Source organism: Syntrophotalea acetylenica (genome assembly GCF_001888165.1).
GTDB lineage: Bacteria > Desulfobacterota > Desulfuromonadia > Desulfuromonadales > Syntrophotaleaceae > Syntrophotalea > Syntrophotalea acetylenica.
Window position 1 is genome coordinate 25,220 of record NZ_CP015455.1, and the last position, 18,840, is coordinate 44,059.

Genomic DNA, 18,840 nt, shown 5'->3' on the forward strand with positions numbered 1-18,840 from the left:
TGTGAGCTCATGAACCGCCATGTCGCGCCGAACCTCATGGGCACTGATTCATGATCGCAGCGGGTACTGGACAGCAAAACTGTGGCATTCAAGGAGAAAACGTTAGCGGAAAACCGCACCAATTTTTATGTCAACCGTTTCCATCGCCGGAAGAAAGGAAGCGACAATGCGCGTGCTCGTTGTAGAAGACGAAAAAAAGGTAGCCAGCTTCATCAAGCGGGGTCTCGAGGAAGAGGAGTTCACCGTGGATGTGGCGTTTGACGGAGAGGAAGGGTTGTTCCTGGCCGAAAACAACCCCTACGACATTGTTCTGATGGACCTCATGCTGCCCAAAAAGGATGGTCTCGAAGTCATCAAGGAACTGCGAGCCAAGGAGATAACCACGCCGGTGCTGTGCCTGACCGCCAAGGATTCCGTGGAAGATATCGTCTCCGGCCTTGATTCGGGAAGCGACGACTATCTGACCAAGCCCTTCGCCTTCAGTGAGTTGCTCGCCCGCGTCAAGGCCCTGCTGCGCCGCAGCGCCAAGGACCGCGGGGCCGAAATTTATTTCGCCGACCTGCGCCTCGACCCGGTAAGCCACAAGGTATGGCGCTCTGATCAGGAGATCGATCTCACGGCCAAGGAATACGCCCTGCTGGAATATTTCATGCGCAACCCCAATCAGGTGCTTACCCGGGCCATGATTGCGGAACACGTATGGGACTACACCTTCGATTCTTTCACCAACATCATCGATGTGTATGTCAACTACCTGCGCAAAAAGGTCGACCGGGATTTCGATAAAAAGCTGATTCATACCGTGCGCGGCGTTGGATATGTCCTCAAGGAGGGCTGATTGTTCTTCCGTTCCCTGCGATTCCGCCTCACCGCCTGGTACTCCCTGACCATCGTCATGGTGCTGGCGATGAGCGGCTTTATCTGGCACCATCAGCTTTCCCGTAGCCTGCTGCAGCAGGCCGATCAGCGCCTCATCAAGCTGACCGAACAAGGCCCTGCGCTTGCGCAGGGCTTTTCCGGTCCGGAGCGCTGTGGTTCGTTCTACGAATTTGTACGGCGCCATCGCGAAGGGCATTTTTTCCGGCTGCTGAATGCCCGGGGCCAAAACCTTTGCAGTGAATACGGCAGCATCGACGACAGTCCCGCCATCAACATGGCATCATTGCAACGCGCTGCAAGCCATGGGATGTTGCTTGAGACCAGCAACGACACGGCCGGCGTTGACCCCATGCGCCTTCTGACTTTGGCCATCCCCCTGCAAAACCAGGATATGCTGTTCCTGCAGATCGGCACTGGCACTGGCCTGGTTCATGAATCGCTGCGGGAACTGCGAACCACCATGCTGGTTTTCAGCCCCCTGGTCCTGCTCACCGTCGCGATGATGGGATGGTTTTTGGCCGGGCGCACCCTGGCCCCCGTCGAAAACCTCACCCGAGCCATGTGTCGCATCAACGTCGATAATCTTTCCCACCGCCTGCCGGTGCGTTCTTCAGGCGACGAACTCGCGCTACTGTCCACATCCTTCAACTCCATGCTGGAACGCCTCGAAGAGTCTTTCCGTAAAATCAAGCAATTTTCCGGCGATGCCTCCCATGAACTGCGCACCCCACTGACCATCCTCCGAGGGGAAACCGAGGTCGCCCTGCGCTGGGCCAAGACCCCCGAGGACTTTCGCAAGGTTCTTAAATCCGGCATGGAGGAGATCGACCGCATGAGCCGCATCATCGAAGATCTGCTGCTGCTGGCCAAAAGCGAGGGCGGAGAAAAACCTCTGGCCATCCGGGAGATGAGTCTCAGCGATCTGCTCCAGGAACTCTATCTGCAGGGCCGTTCTCTGGCACAACCGAAATCCATAGATCTGGTGCTGCACCCCAATGTCACGGAGGAAATCCGCATTCTCGGAGACAAGATGCGCCTTCGCCAGGTATTCCTCAACCTGATTGCCAATGCGGTGAATTACACCCCCGATGGTGGCCGGGTGGAAATAGCCTTGTCGGTAAACGACGACGACGCGATTGTCACCGTTTCCGATACTGGCATTGGCATTCCCGCCGAGCACCTGCCGCACATTTTCGACCGTTTTTACCGGGTGGATCGGGCACGCAATCGCGATGACGGGGGCACAGGCCTGGGGCTGGCCATCGTCGATTCTTTCGTCAAAGCCCATGGCGGCCAGGTTGAAGTAACTTCGGAACCAGGTGAGGGAAGCGTTTTCACAGTATTTTTGCCGCGCAAAGGCCCCGGCCCTGACGCCACAACAGCCTGATCCGCCAGCAAGCCGCATACCGTATCCTCCGCAATCGAGGCGTGGGGCAAAACCGCACCCGTCCCTGCCTTTGTGCACATTGACACATCCTTACCGAATGATTAAATTTTCACATCGTGCATGCCCTTTTCGCCTAAGCGCGCAGGGCCGGCGACGCGACCGCAATCACTCAGGAGGATGACATCCATGAAGACCTTGTTCCGTTCCTTGTCCGTTTTTGTGGCATTGCTGCTGACTGCCATACCGGCTTTTGCCGTACCCGACTTTGCCGAGCTGGCGATCCGCCTGAAACCATCGGTCGTCAACATAAGCACCTCCAAAACCATCCGCCCTCAACGACCCATCTTCCCCGGGCAGCCGTCCCCCTACAATGAATTTTTCGAGGAATTTTTCGACAGGTTTTTCCGAGGCCAGCCCATGGACCGCAAGGAACGCTCCCTGGGATCGGGCTTCATCATCTCTGCCGATGGTTATATCCTTACCAATGACCACGTCGTCGACGGCGCTGACGTCATCAAGGTGCGCCTCTCCGACGGCCGGGAATTCAACGGCACCGTACAGGGACTCGACCCCAAGCTGGACCTGGCATTGATCAAGATCGACGTCGGACAGGAAGAACTTCCGGTCGCCGAAATGGGGAATAGCGAAACACTCAAGGTCGGGGAATGGGTCATGGCCATCGGCAACCCGTTCGGCCTGGAGCAGACCGTCACGGTCGGCATCGTTTCGGCCAAAGGCAGAGTGATTGGCGCCGGGCCTTATGACGATTTCATTCAAACCGATGCCTCCATCAATCCGGGCAACTCCGGCGGTCCGCTGTTCAACGAAGCCGGTAAGGTGATCGGCATCAATACGGCCATTGTGGCCGGAGGTCAGGGCATCGGTTTCGCCATACCCATCAACGCCGCAAAAAGCATTATCCCGCAGCTTCGGGAAACCGGCCATGTGGTGCGGGGCTGGATCGGCGTCACGGTTCAGGAGCTAACCGAGGAGCTGGCTGAATCCTTTGGCCTGAAAAAGGCCCGGGGTGCATTGGTCACTGATGTGGAGGACGATTCGCCAGCCCGCAAAGCCGGTCTGCAGCGGGGGGACATTATCCTTGAAATCAATGGACAGACCCTTGAAAACCTCAGCGATCTGCCCAGAATCGTAGCGGCCTTGCCGGTTGGCGCCAAGGCGCGCATGACACTCTTCCGGGACGGGCGCACAAAAGAAGCCAGCGTCACCATTGGCACCCAGGACCGGGACCAGCAGCCGGCAAAAAGGGAAGTCGCCAAAAGCAAAAACCTTCTGGGCCTGTCCGTCATCGACATCACGCCGGAGATCAAATCCCGCTACCGGCTGTCCGTTGAAAAGGGCGTGCTGGTTGCCGCCGTCGAGGCGGATGGACCCGCCGCCGGCACCTTGCACGCCGGAGATGTGATTTTGGAGCTGAACGGCGAGCCAGTAGAGTCCGCGGCAGCCCTGCACGCCCTGCTCGGAAACTCAAAAAGCAACCAGCTGGTGCGTCTGCTTGTCCAGCGGCGGGATCAGACCCTTTACGCAACGGTCCGGACCCGATAGCCTGAATCGGCAATCCCCCTTCCTTTTTCTCTCTTCCAGTCAGGAGGGCCCATCGGTGAGATCGGTTTTTTTCCCCCGACTGGTCAACGGCCCCTTTGGCGACCCGGCCTTGCACGTGCGCCTCGCCCACCGCGGCGAGGCGCTGCTTTTCGACTGCGGCGATCTGCATGCACTGCCCCCGGCGCATTGATCAAGACGCGGCTGGTGTTTTTGTCCCATGCCCACATCGATCACCTGGCAGGCTTCGACCTGTTGTTGCGCACCTTCCTGGCAAGGGATATCGATCTGCTGTTATACGGCCCCAAGGGGCTGGCGGCCCAGATTGCGGCACGACTGCAAAGCTACACCTGGAACCTGGTCGAAGGTTATCCCTTTGTACTCAAGGTGCGCGAATGGCTGGGTAACAGCATCAGGGAAGTCGTCTTCCCGGCTGCCGAGGCTTTCCGGCCGCGGTCCGAGCGCCTGTTGCCCTGCCACGACGGCCTTCTGTATCAGAACCCATGGTACCAGGTCCGGACCGTGCGCCTTGCGCACGGGAACATCGATTCGCTGGCCTTCTCCCTGGAAGAACCGATACACATCGCCATCCACAAAGACGCCCTGCATCGCCACGGTTTCCATCCCGGACCCTGGCTTGGCCACTTCAAAGACCTTGTTTTTCGGGGCACCGACCCCGATGTCGCCGTTTCGGTACCGCTTGACGGCGGTCGCACCCGCAAGCTATCGCTGGGCTGGCTTCGGGCGCACATCGCTTCTACCGAACCGGGCATGAAAATCGTCTACGTCACGGACTGCTCTCCGGTATATGGCAATTTTCGAAGGATTCTGCAACTGGCGCAAAACGTTCACCTGCTGGCCATTGAAGCCATGTTCGCTCATCGTGATCTGGACAGGGCCCGTCAGCGCAACCACCTTACCGCCTGGCAGGCCGGACGGCTGGCACGGATGGCCGGGGTGGGGCGGCTGAAGGTTTTTCACCATTCGCCGCGCTATCAACGCTGCCCGGAAGAGCTTGAGCAGGAAGCCTGGGCCGCCTTTCGCGGGGCGGCGGCACCCCGACAAAAACCGGACCTTTCCGAATGAAGACTCGTTAAATGTGCGCTCTCGGGCTGTGCTGAAGCACAGTGCATCGGCGCCAGCTTTATGGTATGTTGCGGACCATGCGCCTGACCCTCAAACATCAGATACTTATTGCGCCCGCGGCGGTGTTGCTGCTGATGACCCTGCTACTGGTTTTTCTGCAGTACACCTATATGGATCTGTCCCATAAACGCGAACAGGCCGAAGGGATCGGTGCGATCCTCATGGGCATTACCGAGGCCAACATTGCCGCCCGGGTAATGGAGGATGCGATTCGCCAGTACCAGGATCTGGTTAAAAACGGCCAGGCCAGCTACGATAATCTGGATGCGCTGCTCGCAGATCTCGACCAGGCTTACGCCCACCTTGTCAGCGGCCTTGATCGCGTGCGCACATACATGCCCCTTTCCGAAAGCCAGGGGCAGGACCTGATGCGCGCCGTCGAAGCCCTGTATCCCGACAAGGACGCATTCAATGTATGGGCATTCACCGCGGCCCTGGAACAGCTGCGGCCGCACATGGTCGGCCTCAATGATCAGACCCGAAAGATGCGCAAGGATTCGCCGCCACCCAACAGCAACGACCTGGACAAACTGACCGACCGGGCGGCCCTGGTGTCCGTGATCGTGCTGGGTGCCGCCATTCCTGTCGGTGTGCTGCTGTCCCTGTTTTTTGCCCGCGGCATTCTGCGCCGCGTGCAGACCCTCAGCGACAGTGCCGGCCGCATCGTGCGCGGCGACCTCAAACCGCCGCCCGCGCCGGATACGGTTCGCGATGAGCTCGATGACTTGGCTCTGTCCATCAATCACATGACCGACCAGCTGATCCGGGTGGTGGGCACGGAAAAACTGCTGGAAGGCGCGGAAGAGGAACGCAGGCGCATCGCCATGGATATTCACGACCAGACCCTCTGCGATCTGTCCGGAATTCTGCGCGGGCTGCAAAGCCTGCCGGCGGAAGGGGACCTCAAAAACGAAGTCTGCACCCTCGAAGAAGATTTGCTGCGGGCGATTGCCAACCTGCGCCAGCTTATGGACAACCTGCATCCGCAGACGCTGGACATCCTTGGTCTCGGCGCGGCCCTTGAATCCCACCTTGAGCGGCATCTTGGCAAAGGAGATATGCCGGAATACCACCTGTATATCTGTCCCGCGGTCGACTCTGCCAACCTGACGCGGCTACAGAAGCTGACCCTGTATCGGATCGCGGTGGAAGCCATCCACAATGTCATCAAACATGCGCGGGCGTCCCGTTACGAGGTGAACCTCAACCTCTGTGGGGGCCAGGTGGTTCTGTCCATCGAGGATAATGGTATTGGTTTCGATCTTGAAGAGGTTGCCCTGCGCGCTGGCAGGGGGCTGAACAATATTCGTGAGCGCGCACGAACCATCGGCGCGCAGGTCCGTTGGTGCAATTCCCGTTTTTCCAGCGGCACCCGCTTTGAATTAACCTTGCCAGTCCTGGCAAACACCCGGGAAGGCGGACAAGAATGACGCAGGTGCATATCATCATAGCGGAAGACAACCCACGGGATTTTGAATTTCTCGAACAGCTGATCAAAAGCTGGGAGGGTTCCTGCGTGGTCGATCGCGCGCCCAATGGCATGGCCGCGCTGGAACTGGCCCTGCACCAGGAGCAACCTCTGCTGATCAGCGATATCCAGATGCCCCAAATGAACGGCATTGAACTGGCCCGCAACCTCTGGCAACGCAAACCACAGGCACGCATCGTATTCTGGAGCCAGTTCAAGGACGAAATGTATGTCCGTACCCTGTCGCGCATCGTACCGCCGGAGACTGTTTATGGCTACATCCTGAAATCCAACCCGCGCGACCGCATCCTGTCCGCCATCCAAACCGTTCTACTTGAGGAACAATGCTGGATCGACCCTGAAGTACGCAAGGTCCAGGGCCGGGCCGGTCACAGCCAGACGGCGCTCTCCGATATCGAATTCGAAGCGTTGCTCGACATCTCCCTGGGGCTCACCGACAATCTCATCGCACAGCGGCGCTACCTGTCGCGACGCGGCGTGCAGAGCCGCCTTAACTCCCTGTACAGCAAACTTGGCGTCGACCAGGAACAGTTTCAGGGCGATAAATTCGGGGATGCCTTCAATCTTCGCAACCGCGCCGTGGCCGTCGCTTTGCGCCGCGGATTGATCAACGCTTTCGAGCTGGAACATGAGGAAAAGGAATTCCAGATCTGGCTGAAACGCTTCAAGAGCGGCCGCGGCGCCTGATCCTCCCGCTGGCAGCATAACCTTCCGATTTTCCAATCAAAAAAACCACATGGCTCCGATCGGCCTTTGGTTCCTGTTTTATTCCTGTTTCGCTGCAAAGCCCGCCGCGACACCCCCTTAGTCATTAACAATTATTTTTATTTGTTTTTTTAAATTATAATATGATACATTCTTTTATGCCCGAAGACTTCTTCCGGATTGACAGACGAGAGTTTTTTCGCATCGGCGCATAAGGGAAAAGTACATGAACATAAACCGCTTCAAGGTTGTTTTTACAGGTTGCCTCGCACCGGGAATGAGCCACCGGAAGGTACGCGCAAATCTTGAAAAAATGCGTTGTTTTCCTCCCGCGGCGCTGGAACGCTTTTTCTCGGAAGAACCCGTGGTGCGCTCCGGCGTCGACGCCAAAGCCGCCTGGCGCTGCTGGAATCTGTTCCGAAAAGCCGGTGCCCTGTGCCGGGTCGAGCCGATGTCGTCAACCATTCCTCCGGAGGACAGGGTATGCCCTTACTGCAATAGCCTGCAGGCCGGCAAAACGACCTGTCGACGCTGTGGGATCGATATGGCGATGTACTCCCTCGCGCCCCATCGAAGCAGATGAATCCTGCCGTGTCACCCCGCATTCCGTGAAATCACCGCCGGCAGCGGCAAAAACAGTCATGCTCCGGATCGCCTTGCCCTGCCCCGTCTGTTCTCATGTTAAACCGGCCAAAATATCCTTCCCGAAAAAGCTTCTCCCGGAGCCACCGTTCCCCCATTTTCCTCGCTGGTTTTCATGCGGAGTTTCCGGATGGATACTCGCCGGCGAACAGTCCTGCCTTTCAAGGCAGAAAGCGAAAAATGCCAGCCCCGCGCGAGGCATTGTCGGAATAGTTTTTAGCTAATGATTACGGCATGTTCCATGCATGCTTAAACGAAAATAATAAATTTGCCCAAGGAGAAGGCATGACTATCCAGGAACTGCTGACCTTTCCCCTGTTTTCCGAAGAACTCGGCATCGATCTGCAAAGCGGCAAAGATCACGAACTTTTCAAATGGCTGCTGGCTACCCTGCTATTCGGCGGACCGGTATCGAGGGACATTGCACGAAAAACCTACCGGACTTTCCAGAAATACCGACTCCTCGATCCCTTGAGTATCACCCGGGCAGGATGGAGCTATCTTGTACACCCGGTCATGCGCGAGGGCGGCTATGTCCGCCACGATGGAGTGACTGCAAGCCATATCATGGAAACATGCGGTACCCTGCAGCAATATTACCAGGGCAGTCTCAACACATTGCACAGCATGGCCGAAAGCCCCCGGGACCTCGAAAACCGCCTGACCGCCCTGAGAGGCATGGAGCCCGCTTCAGCCAATATTTTTCTGCGCGAGTTGCGCCCGATATGGGATAAAGCCAACCCCGAACCGCTGGCGGTGGTGAATGAAATGGCCAAGAAGTTCAAATTGAATCTGGCACAAATGGATCGTAAGAGTCCGGCTTTCGCCAAAGTCGAATCCGCCTTGATCCGATTGAAACAGACACGCAGCAAAAATCCTCGCCGAGCCTGAAACGCCGCCGGTTCCTGCCTATGACACCGATCAAAAATCTCTGTCTTTTCAAATTCTTGCCATCATCACGCTTAAACGCCAAGGCCTTCGTGGCCGATGCTCTCGGCCCCCATCTTTACGAATCCGTGCGTATCTCTCTGCGGATCTTGACGAGGAGGTTGACAGGCCCGGGATAATTTATGAGAATGGAGCCAGCTGTGTTCCGTCTTTCACCCCCACATTCACAGAGGAGGCTCATGCATATGTCCGATCTGCAAGGCACCAAAACCGAACAGGATCTCCTTGAGGCTTTTGCCGGCGAATCCCAGGCCAATCGCAAATACCTGGCTTTTGCGGAACAGGCCGACAAGGAGGGGTACCCCCAGGTCGCCAAGCTGTTCCGTGCCGCGGCAGCGGCGGAAACCGTGCATGCTCATGCGCATCTGCGCGCCCTGGACGGCATAAAATCAACCCTCGAGAACCTCAAGGAAGCTGTTGGCGGGGAGACTCATGAGTTCAAGGAAATGTATCCGCCCATGATCAAGGAAGCGGCGGCGAAAGGCTTCAAGGCGGCGGAGCGCACCTTCAGCTATGCCAACGAGGTGGAAAAAGTGCATGCCGGACTCTACGAAAAAGCCCTGGCAGACCTCGGCCAAAACGTGACATGCGATTACTGGGTGTGCAAGGTTTGCGGCAACACCCTTGAGGCTGAGCCGCAGGATCCGTGCACCGTCTGCAAGGCTGGCAAAGTCGCCTTCTTCAAGATAGACTGATCGTAATCAACAAAGCGTGATCTCATCGGGTGGTCCGCTTCGGCGGGTCACCCGATATTTTTTGGGATCAGTCACCTCCGGCCTTTCCCGAGGGAATGTTATGGAAAAGTGTCCTGTGTGCAAGGAAGAAAAAAAAGGCAAGTATTGGTGCAGTGCCTGCAAAACCGTATTCGTTTGCCCGCTACCGACCTGCGGTGCCACCATCAGCCCCGGCAAGGAAGAGTGCCCACGCTGCGGATTGTTATTCGCCGATTACCTGAGCCAACGAAAAATGTACCGTCAATGCCCCAAATGCGGCAAGAAGCAGGGCCTGAACGAACAACAGTGCCGCTATTGCAAATTCTGGTTCAACTGTCCTACCTGTGGCCACAAGGTCCCGACTACCAGCGCCCTGACCTGCCCCCGTTGCGGCACCAACCTGTGCCGCTGACGGTACCTGCCGTCCCGCCATGCCACATCAGGAGGGCATACCCCTCAAAAGCCGGTCTGTCTTCATGACAACCCAGTTACTTGAAGTTTTGAAAAGTGCATTGATATTTTATTGCAGCATCCTGGTGCAGACATCCCCGTCCAAAAGGACGGGGATGTCTCTGGGGTAGAAACCAGACCCATCCCCGCGAGAAAATCACAGAAATTCCTGTGCTGGCGGAGGGATAACCGATGGTCAGTGGTTCACCACACTGCCTCCTTTGGAAAGGACTCCATGTTTGAGATTGTCAATCAGCATCGGAATCCTTCTTATTCGCCGAAAGGCCACCACCAGCGCTTTTTACCGCGGTCGGAACCGTCGGCATCCTGCCCCGCAGGCCTGTTGCTCCCTTTTCCGGCAGCCTTATCCTCGTCCATCACGCGATCCCGATCGCGATCCCTGTCCCGGTCAGCATCCCTGTCGTCCGATCCGCCCGCGGCTTTTTCTTTGGCCTTTTCCTTCACTTTGTCCTTCGGTTCGGCCACGTCATGCAACCGCTCGCGGTCACGATCCATGTTCTTCAGAGACTCCTTATCGCCCTTGCCGGCCTTGTCCTTGATTTTTTCCTTGTCCATTTTCATGTCGCGGGAACCGGCATGCTCTTCACTACGGGCATGTTCTTCAGCCTGCTCGGCACGACGCTCACCGGCGCGCTCAAGACCTCGGGTGGCGCCCTCCATCGACTGCCGATTGGAAGGGGACTCTTCCCATCCTCCGCCACCGCCCTGACCGCCACCACGACCGGCCCGTACCGGGGTTGCGGCAAACGCCACCAGTGCCAACACCAGAGCCACGTACCCAAAATGCCTGAACATTACAAACCTCCTTTGGGAAAAGATACTCTTTCCTCATTATTGTAAACTTCCAGCACCGACATGCAAACGGATAAAATTAACTGTCGGGTCCTTTCATCTCTGCTATAATCCCCTGCGGCTCTCACAGGGGCCCATCAACACGAAAAAGAGTTGCCCATGACCAAAGACGCCCTGTTTTCCCGACCGCAGAAGCCGGTACCCCCCTTCGAGTTCAATGCTTCGGTGGTGCAGGTGTTTGATGACATGATCAGCCGTTCGGTGCCCTGCTATCGGGAACTGATCTGCCGCCAGGCTCAGCTGGCCGCCCATTATTATCGATCCGGAACACGCATATACGATCTCGGCTGCTCCACCGGCAACCTGGAGCTGGCCATCGGTGCGTCCATGAAAGAAGGCGATCAGTCCTTTACCCTGATCGGTGTGGATAATTCCGAGCCGATGATCAGGGTCTGCCGGGAACACATGGAAAAGTTGCCGCAGGGAGCACACATTGATCTGAGTTGCAGCGACATCCGCGAGGTTGAGATGAGCAACGCCTCGGTGGTGATCCTCAACCTGACCCTGCAGTTTATTCCACCGGATGACCGCCGCAAACTGCTGAGCCGTATCCACAGGGCGCTGGTGCCAGGCGGAATATTGCTATTGACGGAGAAGACCGTGCATGCCCACCTCGGACTCAGCCAGATGCAGCAAAATTTTTATTACCGGCTGAAGGCTGAAAACGGCTATTCGGAAATGGAAATCAGCCAAAAGCGCGAAGCGCTGGAAAATGTTCTGATCCCGGAAACCGTTGAATCGCACCTGGAAAGGCTGACGCGGGTCGGCTTCAAAGCTGTCGATATCTGGCTTAAATGGTTCAACTTTGCCAGCTTTATCGCCCTGAAGGATGCTTTATGATCGACCTGCTGAACGCCGCTGTCCATGCCATTGGCCCGGGCCCCTGGCAGCCGTCGCTGCAGGAACTGATCGCGGCAAAAGGACACTATCTGGCGTGTATCGACGGCAATGTACGGCGGCTGAGCAAACTCATGGCGCAGGTACCGGGCATCCGACCCTCCGAAATTTCGATCGAAGACGGCCGGATCGTTATCGGCACAAAAGAAGATGTTTCGGAGGATGAGCGCAAAGCTCTGTTCGATATTCTCATGGGGTTTCGACCCTGGCGCAAGGGACCGTTTCGCATCTTCGGCATCGACATCGATACGGAATGGCGCTCCGATCTCAAATGGGCACGCATCGCACCCCACATGGCCTCGCTTCCCGGCCGGCGGGTCCTGGATATCGGCTGCAGTTGCGGCTACTATCTGATGCGCATGGCCGACGCCGCCCCCCGGCTGGCCCTCGGCCTGGAACCGTACCCGCCGCTGTTCTGCCAGTATGTGCTGTTGCAGCACTGGATGCAGCTTCCGCGCGTGCATTGCCTGCCGCTCAAACTGGAGGAGCTGCCGCCCATGGATGGCTACTTCGACACGGTCTTTCATATGGGGGTCCTCTATCACCAGCGGTCGCCCCACGACGCCCTCAAACAATTGGCTTCGCTGCTGCGTAGCGGCGGCGAGCTGATGCTGGAGACACTGGTCCTCGATGGCGATGAAGACCTGGCCCTGTGCCCCCGTGATCGCTACGCCAAAATGCGCAACGTCTTCTTTTTGCCAACCGTGCCGTGTCTGGAAGCCTGGCTGGCCAGAGCCGGTTTTAAAAATATCCGCTGCATCGACCGTACCTGGACCACCACAGAGGAACAACGCCCCACATCCTGGGTGAATACGGAATCGCTGCCCGATTTCCTCACTCCCGGCGATCCGGCCAAAACCGTCGAAGGCTACCAGGCGCCCCTGCGGGCGGCAATCGTCGCCACCCGGTCTTGACATGCCTCCGGCATCCTCATAACCTCTTTTGGAACCGTACCAATTTTTTTAAGGAGGACAGCATGCCGATTATCACTCTCACCATTTCCCCCCGCAGTCCGGAAGTCAAGGAACAACTGATCGCCAGATTGACCGAAGCCGCAGCCGGAGCGACCGGCATTCCGGCCGAAAAATTCATCGTCGTTATCGATGAAAACCCCATCGAAAACATCGGTGTCGGCGGAGTGCCCCTGAACAAGCTGACCCGGTAAATAAATGGCTGACGATTTTACCGGGGCGACCGCGGCGCGCGCGGAATAAAACCACGCACCGCTCGACATTTCTGTATGAGTAAAGAGGGGCGGGAAAACCGTTTCGGATTTTCCGGCATTTTTCCGCAGCTCTGCGCGCTCTTCAGCAACTGATTTTTATCCTTCGAAATACACGCGAGGTAACCATGAAGAAATCTCTCGGCCCCAACACCCTGGCACAGCCGACCCCCGTATGGCTGGTCGGCACCTTCGATGAAGCCGGCCAGCCCAACCTGGCGACGGTCGCCTGGGGCGGCATCTGCTGCTCCAAACCACCCTGCGTTTCCGTGGCGTTGCGTCCCGCTACCCACAGCCATGACAGCATCCTCGACCGCAAGGCCTTTACCGTCAATGTCGCTACCGAAGGCTTTGCACGGCAAGCAGACTTCTGCGGCATCGCCTCCGGCCGCGATACCGACAAATTCGCCGCCACCGGCCTGACCCCGGTCAAAAGCGAACTGGTTGACGCGCCTTACGTCGAACAGTTTCCCCTGATTCTGGAATGCAGGCTCCAGCAGTCCGTTGCGGTCGGAGGGCATACCCTGTTCATTGGCGAGATCATGGATGTCAAAGCGGATAAATCGGTCCTTTCTCCCGAAGGCTATCCTCATATCGAAAAGGTGCGACCGATAATCTTCACGCCAGTGCTGCGCAATTACCATGGCGTCGGAGGCTATCTGGGACAGGCCTTCAGTATCGGTAAGGAACTGAAGTAGTTTTGATCCGGAGTTTCCGGATGGATACGAAGTAGAATTTACCGCGAAACATGCAGGGTTCGCCGGGAGCGATCACCCCAAAAAAAATCCTCCTGGCGAACTCTGCGGCCGTTACGGTGGAAGGCCCAGCCCCGTTTCGCGTCACCCCGCCCTCTCCAGCCACCGCTTGAGGGCCTCTATGATCACGGTGGCCTGTTTCACGTCCAAGCTCCGCAGATCGCCAACTCCGGTCATGCGCTTGGCAAACCTTCCCAGGGACGCCCAGCTCGGGTTTTGCACCTTGCCGGCGCGGTACAACTGCAGCCAGAGTTCGCGCGCCTTCCAGACCATCGGCGGCAGGGGACGTTCCGCGACCCTTGGCAGCCGTGCCCGCCACCCCAGCTGCGCCAGACGGTCGAGAAGCTGGCGCAACTCGCCATCGGTCAGGTCAGCTGCCGATTCCTTGCCGGGCACGGCGGAACGCACCAGCTCACGATAATCCTCATCGCTCAGCCCAAGCTCTTTTTTGGCGATATGAATCTTGGCCAAGGCCCGCCTGCGGTATTCACGATCATTGGAAACTTCGGACATGGAAACGCGCCTCCCGTTCAGTATCCCCGAAGTATAGCAAAAACCGTTGCAACGCCTCTGGCATTGCCAGCTCCAGGCCTCCAGCTACAAGAAAATTCGATGCTTGCCATCCGCGCCACCTTGGCTACACTGAGATAACAGCCGGGAGGGATGGTTTATGTGGGAATTCAACGTGCTTGTCACCATGGCCCAGGATGGACACTACCGCCAGATGCTGGAGGAACTCGCATCATACGGCGAGTTTCACAAGACCGAATTTCACGGCGTCGCCCTGGGACGGGTGGCGGATGTCCAACGTTTCCTGGAAACGATCCACCAGCAGCGCCAGGAGCGGTTTATCGCCTTTGAGGACATAAGCCGCATCGTGCCACTGGACAAGGTGTTCACTTTCGACCTGGACGACTTTCTGGCAAAAGCCTGCCAGGCCATCCGCCCTTACCTGCCGCAAATGAGCGAGCATCGTTTCTATGTGCGCCTTGAAAGACGGGGGCTCAAGGGACAGATCGTTTCCCCGGACATAGAACAGGCTTTGGACAATTTCATCCTCGACGAACTGGCCGACCTGGGGCATTCCGGGCAGATCGACTTTGAATCCCCGGACGCGGTGCTGGCCATCGAGACGGTCGGCAACCGCTGCGGCATCGGCTTCATCACCCGCACGTTGTCCCATCGCTATCCCTTTGTGCACGTTGCCTGAAGTCAGGCCTCCCCACACGCCCGCTATTTACCAGACCAGGCAATCACTACCTGCCATGGTTTCCTGCAAATCCGTGTGCCGGTAATTCCGGCGGTTTGCCCCGTTTCGCGTCCGGCGTGCATCATGAGCTTTTCCTCTGAAACAGGGCCTGCTACAATCGAAGGCGGTTTTCCCTGCACCGGGAAGACCGAAGTTGCTTGCGTTTTCAAATAACGATCCCCAGGAGTGCCCGAAAATGCCCCATGCCAACGCCTTTGTAGAAATTGCCGCGATTCTGGGTCTGGCGACATTGACCGGCATGATTGGCCAGAAATTGCGTCAGCCGCTGATCATCATGTTCCTGGCCACCGGCATTTTGGCCGGACCGTCCTTTCTGGGGATCATTCACAGTTATGAACAGATCGAACTGCTGGCGCATATCGGCATCGCCCTGCTGCTGTTCATCGTCGGACTGAAACTCGACCTGACCCTGATCCGCACCACCGGCCCGGTAGCACTCGCCACCGGCCTCGGACAGATCCTGTTCACCTCCCTGATCGGGTTTTTGATCGCCCTTGCACTGGGCATGGCCTGGCTCAACGCCGCTTATGTCGCCGTCGCGCTTACCTTTTCAAGCACCATCATCATCGTCAAGCTGCTGTCGGACAAAAAGGAGATCGACTCGCTGCACGGCCAGATCGCACTGGGATTTCTGATTGTGCAGGATATCGCGGCGATTCTCGCCCTGGTCGGTCTCACCACCCTGGGAACCGCCTCCGCCTCGGGCAACGGTGCTTCCTTGCTGCAGGTGCTGCTGATCGCAGCGAAAGGATTGGGGTTGCTGGGAGCCACCGCCCTGTTGATGAAATTCGTCATCCCGCAACTGGCAGGACGGCTTGCCCACTCCATTGAACTGTTAAGCCTTTTTGCCATCGCCTGGGCCGTATTGTTTGGCGCGGCCAGCGAAATGCTCGGCTTCAGTAAAGAAGTCGGGGCCTTTCTGGCCGGTGTGTCGCTGGCCTCCACCGCTTTTCGCGATTCGATCGGCGCGCGGCTTACAAGCCTGAGGGACTTTCTTCTGCTGTTTTTTTTCATCGACCTCGGCGCACGGCTTGACTGGTCCATGGTCGGGTCTCAATTGGGCGAATCTCTGGTGTTGTCGACTTTCGTGCTTGTCGGCAACCCGCTGATCGTACTGGCCATTATGGGGTATATGGGGTATCGCCGCCGAACCGCGCTGCTGGCCGGACTCACGGTTGCCCAGATCAGCGAGTTTTCGCTGATCGTCGCGGCCCTGGGCCTTGCCATCGGCCACATTTCGGAAGAAACCATGGGGCTTATCACCCTGGTAGGCGTTGTGACCATTTCTATCTCTACGTACATGATTCTGTACTCGGGGCAACTCTATCGGCTGCTTGCCAATCCCCTGCGGATTTTTGAAAGAAGCAACCCGTACCGGGAAGCTGCCAGGGACACCCTCGAAAAAAGCTTGCCCGTGGATGTGGTCCTGGTGGGTCTGGGGAATTACGGAAGCGGTCTTGTCGATTATCTTTTACGTCGCGGCAAGAACCTTTTGGGAGTCGACTTCGACCCTGTCGCTCTGGACAAATGGCGCAAACGCGGCGTGCCAGTTGTCTACGGCGACATGGCCGACCCGGAGATGCACGAGCATTTGCCCCTGCAAAAAGCCCGCTGGGTCGTCAGCACCGTCCGGTCCAGAGAGATGAATCTGGCCCTGATCCACAATCTCAAAAAAGACGGCTTCAGCGGCAAGGTGGCGCTGACGGCAACCACCGGTCAGGAAGCCGCGGCCTTTGAAGATGCCGGCGCGCACCTGGTTCTGCGCCCTTTTCGGGATGCGACGGAGCAAGCCGCCGATGCGCTCACCTACGCCATGGATTTTCTGCCGGAATCCATCGACTGGCCCCTCTCCTTTGTCGAGGTGCGGATCAAGACGGATGCGGTGCTGGCCGGCAAGACCATTCAGGATATTCCGCTGTCGGCAACGGGAACCTCGGTGCTGGCGATCAGCCGGGGGGGCCGGATATTTTACGAGTTCGAGCCGGATTTTCGCATTTACCCGGCGGACCGCCTGCTGATCATGGGGCACCCCGGCGGCCTCAAGGAAGCGGAAACCATCCTCAATCAGCACGCCTTGCAATGCTATACCGATGATACCGACCGTTTCGAGATTGCCGGCATCCCGGTCGCGGATCACTCCGGAATTGCGGGAAAATCCCTGGCGGATCTCCATTTCCGCCAGAGGTATGGCGCAACCCTGGTCGGAATCCGCCGGGGACAGGAACAGATCACGACCATCAACCCCGACGAGCGATTGCTTGCCGGTGATTGCCTTATCGTAATAGGAAAGGCCGAATCCGTAAACGCTTTGAAAAACCGTGCTCCGCTCTGATTGCCTCGATTGATCAAACCGCAGGGCTCATATGAGCCGGCAAAAACTCTAAAAATGCCTGCATGGCAGGGGGCGGCGGAACATCGCGCCGACGCACAAACCGTATCGGCAGTCGGTCAAAGGGCGCCGGCACGGCATGTACATATACCAGGGACCTGAAAGGTTCGCGCATCACAAAACTGCGGGGCAGCAGGGTAATACCCATGCCGGCGCCGACACAGCCGAGTATGGCATCGAGTGCCCCCATCTCCACGACCCGGGCCGGTGAACGGCCGATATCGGACAGCCAGTCTTCCAGCTTGCAGCGACAGGAACAACCGCGGCGATAAACCAGAATCGCCAGATCCTGGGTCCCCTGCAGAGGGTTTTCCGCCCTGCTTGAAACCAGCACCAACTCCTCGCACAGCACCTCCTGACCCACAATTTCCGGATGATCGAACTGGCCGCCGACAAAAGCACCATCCACGGCATAATCGAGAACCTTTTCGATCAGTTCCCCACTGGCACCGGTCGTCAATTGCAAATCGACCTCCGGGTGAAGGCGATGGTAGCCGGCCAGCACCGAGGGCAGATGCACGACCGCCGCCGAATCCATGGCCGCAATGCGCAGTGGCCCCTGCGGGACGACGGATGGCACCAGCGCTGTCCGGGCCTCGTGCAGCAGATGCGCCACGGAACGGGCATAGGGCAACAGCAGTTCTCCGGCCGGAGAAAGAGACATCCCCTTGCGCGTGCGGTAAAAAAGCTGCGTTCCCAGTTCTTTTTCGAGCTTGCGGAGACGGGCCGTGACATTTGACTGCACACAGTGCAGACGCTCGGCCGCTCCTGAGACACTGCCCTGCTCGGCAACCGCCAAAAAAATTTTCATTCCGTTGGAATCCATGCTTCCCATCTCAAAAGGTGATATTGTGCGTCAATTATAATCATTTGACGTGATTCCCGGAAGAACCTATATTGGCATAGAGACAAAAAAGCCTTTCACAATCGATGGACCGAGGAGGCATCACCATGGACCCCGCACCCAACACCGAAATCCGCATGTTTGGTTTTTTGCATTCGGCCCGGAAAGCCAAGGGACTTGCCCCCAGAGTGCATCTCTACATCCCGCCGGAAGGACGCATTGCCCAGGAAATCGCCGAAGAGCTTGAATTACCCATGGATAAGATAGAGGGCGTGTTTGTCAACCATCTCGTGTATGCCCTCGATCATGTGATCCATTCCGGGGATAAGGTTGCATTCATCTCCCGGGGCGTGCCTGGCCCGCACCGGTTCAGCCTTGGCATTCACGGTGCCGGCAAGGGTGCCGGTCGGCCCGACAGCTGACATGGGTAGCTGGAGACATGCTCATGACCGGACTGTTTTCCTCCGCGGCTATTGCATGAGGCAGCAAAACCGCACCGTGCGCTCGGCCCCCTGAGAAGTATTGGCTGCTGAAAACGGCGACGCAACGGATGAATGACACCGATCATGCGGGGCAAAATGCCTCGCTACGTTCTGGAAACCCAGACGTGATATCGCCCGTGAAATAAGTGCTTCAAGCACCTGCCACTACACGGCAACTATCATCCTGTC

General features: G+C 57.6%; 21 protein-coding genes. 18 read left to right on the plus strand and 3 right to left on the minus strand.

Translation table 11 applies throughout. The annotated features are described in order from the left end of the window. Nucleotides 1–166 precede the first annotated feature (166 nt). The 11 genes from A6070_RS00155 to A6070_RS00200 all read left to right on the plus strand — a co-directional run bounded on the left by A6070_RS00155 (nt 167) and on the right by A6070_RS00200 (nt 9,881). Complete coding sequence (locus tag A6070_RS00155; RefSeq protein WP_072286510.1) at nt 167–838, plus strand: response regulator; 672 nt, start codon at nt 167–169, stop codon at nt 836–838. After that, on the plus strand, nt 839–2,266 hold the full coding sequence (locus tag A6070_RS00160; protein WP_072286511.1) for a sensor histidine kinase: 1,428 nt from the start codon (nt 839–841) through the stop codon (nt 2,264–2,266). A gap of 186 nt (nt 2,267–2,452) precedes the next feature. After that, a complete protein-coding gene (locus A6070_RS00165) occupies nt 2,453–3,829 on the plus strand; it encodes a DegQ family serine endoprotease (protein ID WP_072286512.1) in 1,377 nt (458 codons plus the stop codon). A gap of 55 nt (nt 3,830–3,884) precedes the next feature. After that, complete coding sequence (locus tag A6070_RS16230) at nt 3,885–4,019, plus strand: hypothetical protein (protein WP_269085277.1); 135 nt, start codon at nt 3,885–3,887, stop codon at nt 4,017–4,019. Next, the gene (locus A6070_RS00170; protein ID WP_083568929.1) at nt 4,016–4,912 is read left to right on the plus strand and encodes an MBL fold metallo-hydrolase; all 897 of its coding nucleotides are present in this window, start codon (nt 4,016–4,018) and stop codon (nt 4,910–4,912) included. Before A6070_RS16230 ends, A6070_RS00170 begins: the two co-directional genes overlap by 4 nt. Before the next feature lie 65 nt (nt 4,913–4,977). After that, nucleotides 4,978–6,402, plus strand: coding sequence for a sensor histidine kinase (locus A6070_RS00175; RefSeq protein WP_072501910.1), 1,425 nt, complete (start codon nt 4,978–4,980; stop codon nt 6,400–6,402). Next, nucleotides 6,399–7,148: a response regulator transcription factor gene (locus tag A6070_RS00180; RefSeq protein ID WP_083558572.1), complete on the plus strand. Its 750-nt coding sequence runs from the start codon at nt 6,399–6,401 to the stop codon at nt 7,146–7,148. The genes A6070_RS00175 and A6070_RS00180 overlap by 4 nt, the downstream gene beginning before the upstream one ends. A gap of 244 nt (nt 7,149–7,392) precedes the next feature. Then, nucleotides 7,393–7,749, plus strand: a complete 357-nt coding sequence (locus tag A6070_RS00185; protein ID WP_072286515.1) for a hypothetical protein — start codon at nt 7,393–7,395, stop codon at nt 7,747–7,749. A gap of 344 nt (nt 7,750–8,093) precedes the next feature. Continuing rightward, on the plus strand, nt 8,094–8,699 hold the full coding sequence (locus tag A6070_RS00190; RefSeq protein ID WP_072286516.1) for a hypothetical protein: 606 nt from the start codon (nt 8,094–8,096) through the stop codon (nt 8,697–8,699). A gap of 242 nt (nt 8,700–8,941) precedes the next feature. Beyond that, the gene (locus tag A6070_RS00195) at nt 8,942–9,451 is read left to right on the plus strand and encodes a rubrerythrin family protein (RefSeq protein WP_072288051.1); all 510 of its coding nucleotides are present in this window, start codon (nt 8,942–8,944) and stop codon (nt 9,449–9,451) included. 100 nt (nt 9,452–9,551) lie between these two features. Continuing rightward, nucleotides 9,552–9,881 (plus strand): zinc ribbon domain-containing protein, encoded by a 330-nt coding sequence (locus tag A6070_RS00200; RefSeq protein ID WP_072286517.1) that lies wholly within the window; start codon nt 9,552–9,554, stop codon nt 9,879–9,881. Between the two features lie 308 nt (nt 9,882–10,189). Here A6070_RS00200 and A6070_RS00205 read toward each other — a convergent pair whose 3' ends face one another. Further along, on the minus strand, nt 10,190–10,735 hold the full coding sequence (locus A6070_RS00205) for a hypothetical protein (RefSeq protein WP_072286518.1): 546 nt from the start codon (nt 10,733–10,735) through the stop codon (nt 10,190–10,192). A 156-nt stretch (nt 10,736–10,891) separates the two neighbouring features. Here A6070_RS00205 and cmoA point away from each other — a divergent pair, with 156 nt between their 5' ends. The 4 genes from cmoA to A6070_RS00225 all read left to right on the plus strand — a co-directional run bounded on the left by cmoA (nt 10,892) and on the right by A6070_RS00225 (nt 13,609). Continuing rightward, nucleotides 10,892–11,632, plus strand: a complete 741-nt coding sequence (gene cmoA / locus A6070_RS00210; RefSeq protein ID WP_072286519.1) for a carboxy-S-adenosyl-L-methionine synthase CmoA — start codon at nt 10,892–10,894, stop codon at nt 11,630–11,632. Continuing rightward, nucleotides 11,629–12,603, plus strand: a complete 975-nt coding sequence (cmoB, locus tag A6070_RS00215) for a tRNA 5-methoxyuridine(34)/uridine 5-oxyacetic acid(34) synthase CmoB (RefSeq protein WP_072286520.1) — start codon at nt 11,629–11,631, stop codon at nt 12,601–12,603. Before cmoA ends, cmoB begins: the two co-directional genes overlap by 4 nt. Then, a complete protein-coding gene (gene dmpI / locus A6070_RS00220; protein ID WP_268807515.1) occupies nt 12,600–12,854 on the plus strand; it encodes a 4-oxalocrotonate tautomerase DmpI in 255 nt (84 codons plus the stop codon). The genes cmoB and dmpI overlap by 4 nt, the downstream gene beginning before the upstream one ends. Nucleotides 12,855–13,039: 185 nt before the next feature. Then, nucleotides 13,040–13,609, plus strand: a complete 570-nt coding sequence (locus tag A6070_RS00225; protein WP_072501912.1) for a flavin reductase family protein — start codon at nt 13,040–13,042, stop codon at nt 13,607–13,609. 141 nt (nt 13,610–13,750) lie between these two features. Here the strand turns inward: A6070_RS00225 and A6070_RS00230 are convergent, their stop codons facing one another. After that, entirely contained in the window at nt 13,751–14,179 is a 429-nt protein-coding gene (locus A6070_RS00230) for a regulatory protein GemA (RefSeq protein WP_072286523.1), read from the minus strand. 157 nt (nt 14,180–14,336) lie between these two features. Here A6070_RS00230 and A6070_RS00235 point away from each other — a divergent pair, with 157 nt between their 5' ends. Both A6070_RS00235 and A6070_RS00240 read left to right on the plus strand, forming a co-directional pair. Then, on the plus strand, nt 14,337–14,876 hold the full coding sequence (locus A6070_RS00235) for a THUMP domain-containing protein (protein WP_072286524.1): 540 nt from the start codon (nt 14,337–14,339) through the stop codon (nt 14,874–14,876). Nucleotides 14,877–15,111: 235 nt separating this feature from the next. Beyond that, nucleotides 15,112–17,268 carry a cation:proton antiporter domain-containing protein gene (locus A6070_RS00240; RefSeq protein WP_072286525.1) on the plus strand — a complete coding sequence of 719 codons (2,157 nt, stop codon included), beginning with the start codon at nt 15,112–15,114 and terminating at the stop codon, nt 17,266–17,268. Between the two features lie 13 nt (nt 17,269–17,281). On the opposite strand, the gene A6070_RS00245 is transcribed toward A6070_RS00240, so the two are convergent. Next, nucleotides 17,282–18,136, minus strand: coding sequence for a LysR family transcriptional regulator (locus A6070_RS00245; protein ID WP_158513990.1), 855 nt, complete (start codon nt 18,134–18,136; stop codon nt 17,282–17,284). 140 nt (nt 18,137–18,276) lie between these two features. Between A6070_RS00245 and A6070_RS00250 the strand changes: the two genes are divergently transcribed. Beyond that, nucleotides 18,277–18,591 carry a hypothetical protein gene (locus tag A6070_RS00250; RefSeq protein ID WP_072286527.1) on the plus strand — a complete coding sequence of 105 codons (315 nt, stop codon included), beginning with the start codon at nt 18,277–18,279 and terminating at the stop codon, nt 18,589–18,591. Nucleotides 18,592–18,840 lie beyond the last annotated feature (249 nt).

Bases quoted from the DNA above. Each gene is read 5' to 3' on its own strand.
- A6070_RS00155 (WP_072286510.1), top strand. From the start codon at position 167: ATGCGCGTGCTCGTTGTAGAAGACGAAAAAAAGGTAGCCAGCTTCATC.
- A6070_RS00165 (WP_072286512.1), top strand. From the start codon at position 2,453: ATGAAGACCTTGTTCCGTTCCTTGTCCGTTTTTGTGGCATTGCTGCTG.
- A6070_RS00175 (WP_072501910.1), top strand. From the start codon at position 4,978: ATGTTGCGGACCATGCGCCTGACCCTCAAACATCAGATACTTATTGCG.
- A6070_RS00180 (WP_083558572.1), top strand. From the start codon at position 6,399: ATGACGCAGGTGCATATCATCATAGCGGAAGACAACCCACGGGATTTT.
- A6070_RS00185 (WP_072286515.1), top strand. From the start codon at position 7,393: ATGAACATAAACCGCTTCAAGGTTGTTTTTACAGGTTGCCTCGCACCG.
- A6070_RS00190 (WP_072286516.1), top strand. From the start codon at position 8,094: ATGACTATCCAGGAACTGCTGACCTTTCCCCTGTTTTCCGAAGAACTC.
- A6070_RS00195 (WP_072288051.1), top strand. From the start codon at position 8,942: ATGTCCGATCTGCAAGGCACCAAAACCGAACAGGATCTCCTTGAGGCT.
- A6070_RS00200 (WP_072286517.1), top strand. From the start codon at position 9,552: ATGGAAAAGTGTCCTGTGTGCAAGGAAGAAAAAAAAGGCAAGTATTGG.
- A6070_RS00205 (WP_072286518.1), bottom strand. From the start codon at position 10,735: ATGTTCAGGCATTTTGGGTACGTGGCTCTGGTGTTGGCACTGGTGGCG.
- cmoA (WP_072286519.1), top strand. From the start codon at position 10,892: ATGACCAAAGACGCCCTGTTTTCCCGACCGCAGAAGCCGGTACCCCCC.
- cmoB (WP_072286520.1), top strand. From the start codon at position 11,629: ATGATCGACCTGCTGAACGCCGCTGTCCATGCCATTGGCCCGGGCCCC.
- A6070_RS00225 (WP_072501912.1), top strand. From the start codon at position 13,040: ATGAAGAAATCTCTCGGCCCCAACACCCTGGCACAGCCGACCCCCGTA.
- A6070_RS00230 (WP_072286523.1), bottom strand. From the start codon at position 14,179: ATGTCCGAAGTTTCCAATGATCGTGAATACCGCAGGCGGGCCTTGGCC.
- A6070_RS00235 (WP_072286524.1), top strand. From the start codon at position 14,337: ATGTGGGAATTCAACGTGCTTGTCACCATGGCCCAGGATGGACACTAC.
- A6070_RS00240 (WP_072286525.1), top strand. From the start codon at position 15,112: ATGCCCCATGCCAACGCCTTTGTAGAAATTGCCGCGATTCTGGGTCTG.
- A6070_RS00245 (WP_158513990.1), bottom strand. From the start codon at position 18,136: ATGAAAATTTTTTTGGCGGTTGCCGAGCAGGGCAGTGTCTCAGGAGCG.
- A6070_RS00250 (WP_072286527.1), top strand. From the start codon at position 18,277: ATGGACCCCGCACCCAACACCGAAATCCGCATGTTTGGTTTTTTGCAT.